The following is a 4,593-nucleotide window of genomic DNA, read 5'->3' as shown; positions in this document are numbered from 1 at the left end:
GTGCCGTCCAGCACCTCTCGTCCGTCGGACGTCTTGTAATACATCCCCTCGGCACCCACGAACATCCGCGGGGACTTCTTGAACTGGCGGTTCGCGGTGAACGGCATCCAGAAGGCGGACAGGTCGTTGGGGCCGGGCTTGCGGTCGAGGGCCATGACGATCTCCAAGAGGCGGGCCGTCCGGATCGGGCGGGCAAAACGTTTGACCGGGCGGTCAGGACCACGCTGGCAGAGGCTTGGGGGCAGTCAAGCGCACCGCCCCATGGCGGTCGGGAACTGTCCGCCGGAGGACATGGTAAACGAAACCCGGGAGTTTTCCAGAGTTCCCTTTTCGATGACTTCCCATCCCCCCCGCACCCGCATCCAGCGCCGCAATCGCCGTGCGATCCTCGATGCCGCCCTGGCGGTATTCTCGCAGCATGGTTTTCGTGGCGCCACGCTCGACCGGATCGCGGCCGAGGCGGGGCTGTCGAAGCCCAACCTGCTCTGCTATTTCCCTTCAAGGAGGCGATCCACGAGACGCTTCTGGCCGGACTTCTGGAAACCTGGCTCGACCCGCTTCGCGCGCTCGACCCCGCGGGCGAACCCATAGAGGAGATCCTCGGCTATGTCCGCTGCAAGCTGGCGATGAGCCGGGATTTTCCGTGCGAAAGCGGTCTATTTGCCAACGAGATCCTGCAAGGCGCGCCGCGGATCGGACCGACGCTGGACGGCGAACTGAAAACGCTGGTGGACGAAAAGGCGGCGGTAATCGCGGGCTGGTCCGCCGCAGGGCGGATCGCCGATGTCGACCCTTGGCACCTGATCTTCTCGATCTGGGCGCTGACCCAGCATTATGCCGATTTCGACGTGCAGGTCCGCGCCGTGCTGGGACCGGATCGCGGCGATCCGTTCGATGGGGCCGAACGCCATCTGGTCACGCTCTTCACCCGGCTGCTGACCCCCTGAGCAGACCCGCGCACGCCACAGGGACGGTGTTAACCATGAGCCACAAATCTTCTCGCCAAACCCTTCTCGCGCGCGCATGGTGAATACATGTTTTCATGGGGTGGGGGCCTGAGCAGGAGCTTGGGACCAATGCAGATCATCGGCCCGATTCCGGCGGTCGGTATCCAGGACAGCGGCGTGACCGCCGTCAGTGCCATCGCGGCGACGACAACCGTCGCGGCAACGGGCGGCGGGAACGCGTCCGGACAGACCCGCAGCGAAACAGGCGAGCGCGGCCAGCAGCCGCCGCGCGCGATCTTCCCCGCACCCGACCCGGACCGCCCGGCGGGTCCGCCGCCAACCTTCGACACCACACCGCTCCAACTCGAAGCGGAGCGGCGCCTCAGCGAGGCATCGGCCCTCTGGCGCAGCGGCGCCCCTTCCGCCGAACCGGCGCAACGCCAGCTCGACATCGAGGTCTGAGCCGGACCGCCGCCGCAGGCACGCGCGCCTATTCCGCGGCGCGCGCAGCCGGATTGTTGGGATGCGCCATCCAGTTCCCGTATTCCGCGGGAACCGTCCTGCCCGTGCGCGGGTCGATCTCGCCCGGGGCGAGACGGCGCATGGTGATGCAGCCCTCGACCGGGCAGACATCGACGCACAGGTTGCAGGCCATGCATTCCTCGTCCTTCACCACGACACGCCGCTCGGGTGTCATCCCGATCGCCTGGTGGCTGGTATCCTCGCAGGCCGCATAGCACCGTCCGCACTGGATGCACGCCGCCTGGTCGATCACCGCCTTTGTGACGTAATTAAGGTTCAGATATTGCCAGTCTGTTACGTTCTGTACCGCCATCCCGGTAAAGTCCGACAGGGTTGAGAAACCCTTGCGATCGATCCAGTCCGCCAGCCCCGAGGCCATCTCCTTGACGATACGGAACCCGTAGGTCATCGCCGCGGTGCAGACCTGAACGTTGCCCGCGCCCAGCGCCATGAACTCGACCGCATCCTTCCAGGTGGTGACGCCACCGATGCCGGAAATCGGCAGGCCGCGGGTTTCGCGGTCGCGGGCGATCTCGGCCACCATGTTCAGCGCGATGGGCTTGACCGCCGGGCCGCAATAGCCGCCATGGGTGCCCTTGCCGTCGATGGTGGGCTCTGGGCACATCAGGTCCAGATCGACCGAAGTGATGGAATTCACCGTGTTGATCTGGCTGACCGCATCCGCGCCGCCCTTGCGCGCGCCCCGCGACGCCAGCCGGATGTCGGTGATGTCGGGCGTCAGCGTCACGATCACCGGCATCCTTGTGTTGGCCTTGCACCAGCGGGTGACCATCTCGATATATCCGGGCACCTGCCCCACGGCTGAGCCCACGCCGCGCTCGCTCATCCCGTGGGGGCAGCCGAAGTTCAGTTCCACCCCGTCGGCGCCCGTTTCCCCGACCCGCGCAAGGATGCGCTTCCACGCCTCTTCCTCGCAGGGGACCATCAGGCTGACGACCATCGCGCGGTCGGGCCAGTCGCGCTTCACCTGCTTGATCTCGCGCAGGTTCACCTCGAGCGGGCGGTCGGTGATCAACTCGATATTGTGCAGCCCCAGAAGCCGACGGTCGGCACCGTAAACCACGCCATAGCGCGGGCCGTTGACGTTGACCACCGGCGGGCCGTCCTCGCCCAGCGTCTTCCACACCACACCGCCCCACCCGGCCCTGAAGGCGCGGACAACGTTGTATTCCTTGTCCGTGGGCGGCGCCACGGCCAGCCAGAACGGGTTCGGCGACTTGATCCGCACGAAATCGTTTCTCAGGTCGGCCATGGCTCAGCCCTCTGCCATCAGGGTTGCATGGATGTCCTCGGCGGCGTCGCGGCCCTCGGCCAGCGCCGTCACGGTCAGGTCGTCGCCGCCCGCGGCGCAGTCACCGCCTGCCCATACGCCTTGCAGGCTGGTCCGCCCCGGCCCGGTCACGGCGATCTTGCGGCCCGACAGCGCCAGCCCCTCGGGCGCGCCCTCGAGGCTCTGGCCAATCGCCTTGAACACCTGGTCTGCCCGGATGCGGAAGGTCTCGTCGGTCATCTCCAGCCCTACCCCGGTCTCGCGGGTCTCGCGGGTATAGGCGAATTCCACCGCCTCGACCGCGCCCTCACCCAGGATGCGCAGGGGCGCGGCCCCGGTGACGATGCGCACGCCCTTGGAGGCGGCCAGGTTCTGTTCCTCGGCCGAGGCGCTCATCGCGTCGCGGCCACGGCGGTAGACGATGGTCACCGTCTCCGCGCCCAGCAGTTTCGAACGGACCGCGGCATCGACCGCCGTCATGCCGCCCCCGATCACCGATCACCACCACGTTGCGGCCCACGGCGATGGTCGACAGATCGTCGGCCAGCCGCAGATCCGCGATGAAGTCGACGGCGTCGCGAACATGGAATTTCTCCTCGTCCTCGGCGCGGAGCGCGTTGACGCTGCCCAACCCGATCGCCAGGAACACCGCGTCATACTCCCCCCGCAGCCCGTCGAGCGAGAGGTCGCGCCCCAGCGCCCTGCCGGTGTGGACCGTGATGCCGCCGATCCCCAGCAGCCAGTCCACCTCGGCCTGGGCGAAGCCGTCCACCGTCTTGCAGGCGGCGATGCCGTATCCGTTCAGCCCGCCTGCCTTGGGTTTCGCGTCGAACAGGTCGACCGCGTGCCCCTTCATCGCCAGACGATGGGCGCAGGCCAGCCCCGCGGGCCCCGCCCCCACCACGGCGATGCGCCGGCCAGTCGGTTCGGCGCGTGTGAAGGGGTGTGCGCCCTCCGCCATGAGAATATCCGTGGCAAAACGTTGCAGCCGGCCGATCTCGACCGGCTTGCCCTCGGCCGCCTCGCGCATGCAGGCCTCTTCGCACAGCTGCTCGGTCGGGCAGACGCGAGCGCACATGCCGCCCAGAATGTTCTGCTCGAAGATCGTCCGCGCCGCCCCCCGGGCCGCCCCGGCCTGGATCTCGCGGATGAACAGCGGGATGTCGATGGCGGTGGGACAGGCTGTCACACAGGGCGCGTCATGGCAGAAATAGAATAGCACCGCTCCGCCGCGACTGCGGCCTCGTGCGCGGTGAAGGGCGGCGCCTTGTCGGCGAAATTGTCGCGACAGGCCGCGGGCGCGAGGCGCCCCGCAACGACCCCCGGGGTAAGTGGCGTATTGGCCATTCCGGCTCTCCCTGCTACCTTCCCTTTTCGGCGCAGCCTGCCACAGCAACGGATTTTATCAAACGGTAAATTCCGAGGACGTGGCGGAGACGGCCGGTTTGCTGGAGCGGCCGAAGCTGCTGCCCAAGGAATGAGCAGAGACAGCGGCAGGCCCCCATCGCAAAAACCGCCGCACCCGCTTTCCATGGGGGTGCCCCTCGCGTATAAGCGGCCCAATTCACGAAGCGGGCGGCCCGGCGACGGGCCGGATCGCGACCGATCGAGGACAGGCATGACCAAGACTTCCCACGAGGCGGACGTCGCCTTCATCCAGGCGCTGGCGGAACTGCTGCGCGAACACGACCTGACCGAGCTTCAGGTGAAGCGCGAATATGGCGAGGACGACTCGCTGGACGTGCGGGTGTCGCGGTCCTTGCCCGCGCCGATGGCCGCCCCCGTGATGCACGCGCCCGCGCCCCTTGCCATGCCCGCCACGCAGGCCAGCGC

2 protein-coding genes and 4 pseudogenes are annotated in these 4,593 nt (G+C 67.6%); 3 read left to right on the top strand and 3 right to left on the bottom strand.

Annotation, left to right across the window (positions count from 1 at the left end; genetic code table 11):
• Positions 1-155 (bottom strand): annotated as a pseudogene (locus ENN83_RS03970) (aspartate aminotransferase family protein); the annotation flags it as partial.
• Between the two features lie 178 nt (positions 156-333).
• Between ENN83_RS03970 and ENN83_RS03965 the strand changes: the two are divergent.
• Positions 334-947 (top strand): annotated as a pseudogene (locus ENN83_RS03965) (TetR family transcriptional regulator C-terminal domain-containing protein).
• Positions 948-1,076: 129 nt separating this feature from the next.
• A complete protein-coding gene (locus ENN83_RS03960; protein ID WP_287184307.1) occupies positions 1,077-1,409 on the top strand; it encodes a hypothetical protein in 333 nt (110 codons plus the stop codon).
• A 28-nt stretch (positions 1,410-1,437) separates the two neighbouring features.
• On the opposite strand, the gene preA is transcribed toward ENN83_RS03960, so the two are convergent.
• Both preA and ENN83_RS03950 read right to left on the bottom strand, forming a co-directional pair.
• Positions 1,438-2,742 (bottom strand): NAD-dependent dihydropyrimidine dehydrogenase subunit PreA, encoded by a 1,305-nt coding sequence (gene preA / locus ENN83_RS03955; protein ID WP_287184305.1) that lies wholly within the window; start codon positions 2,740-2,742, stop codon positions 1,438-1,440.
• 3 nt (positions 2,743-2,745) lie between these two features.
• Positions 2,746-4,107: pseudogene (locus ENN83_RS03950) on the bottom strand (NAD(P)-dependent oxidoreductase).
• Positions 4,108-4,378: 271 nt separating this feature from the next.
• On the opposite strand from ENN83_RS03950, the pseudogene ENN83_RS03945 reads away from it, so the two are divergent.
• A pseudogene (locus tag ENN83_RS03945) lies at positions 4,379-4,593 on the top strand (acetyl-CoA carboxylase, biotin carboxyl carrier protein); the annotation flags it as partial.

Origin of the sequence: Rhodovulum sp. (assembly GCF_011048875.1) — a bacterium.
Taxonomy (GTDB): Bacteria; Pseudomonadota; Alphaproteobacteria; order Rhodobacterales; family Rhodobacteraceae; genus Rhodovulum; species Rhodovulum tesquicola.
Note: the sequence above shows the minus strand (reverse complement) of the source record. Positions and strands in the feature narration are given on the sequence as shown.

Coding starts and splice junctions, on each gene's coding strand:
- preA (WP_287184305.1), bottom strand. CDS start 2,742: ATGGCCGACCTGAGAAACGATTTCGTGCGGATCAAGTCGCCGAACCCG.
- ENN83_RS03960 (WP_287184307.1), top strand. CDS start 1,077: ATGCAGATCATCGGCCCGATTCCGGCGGTCGGTATCCAGGACAGCGGC.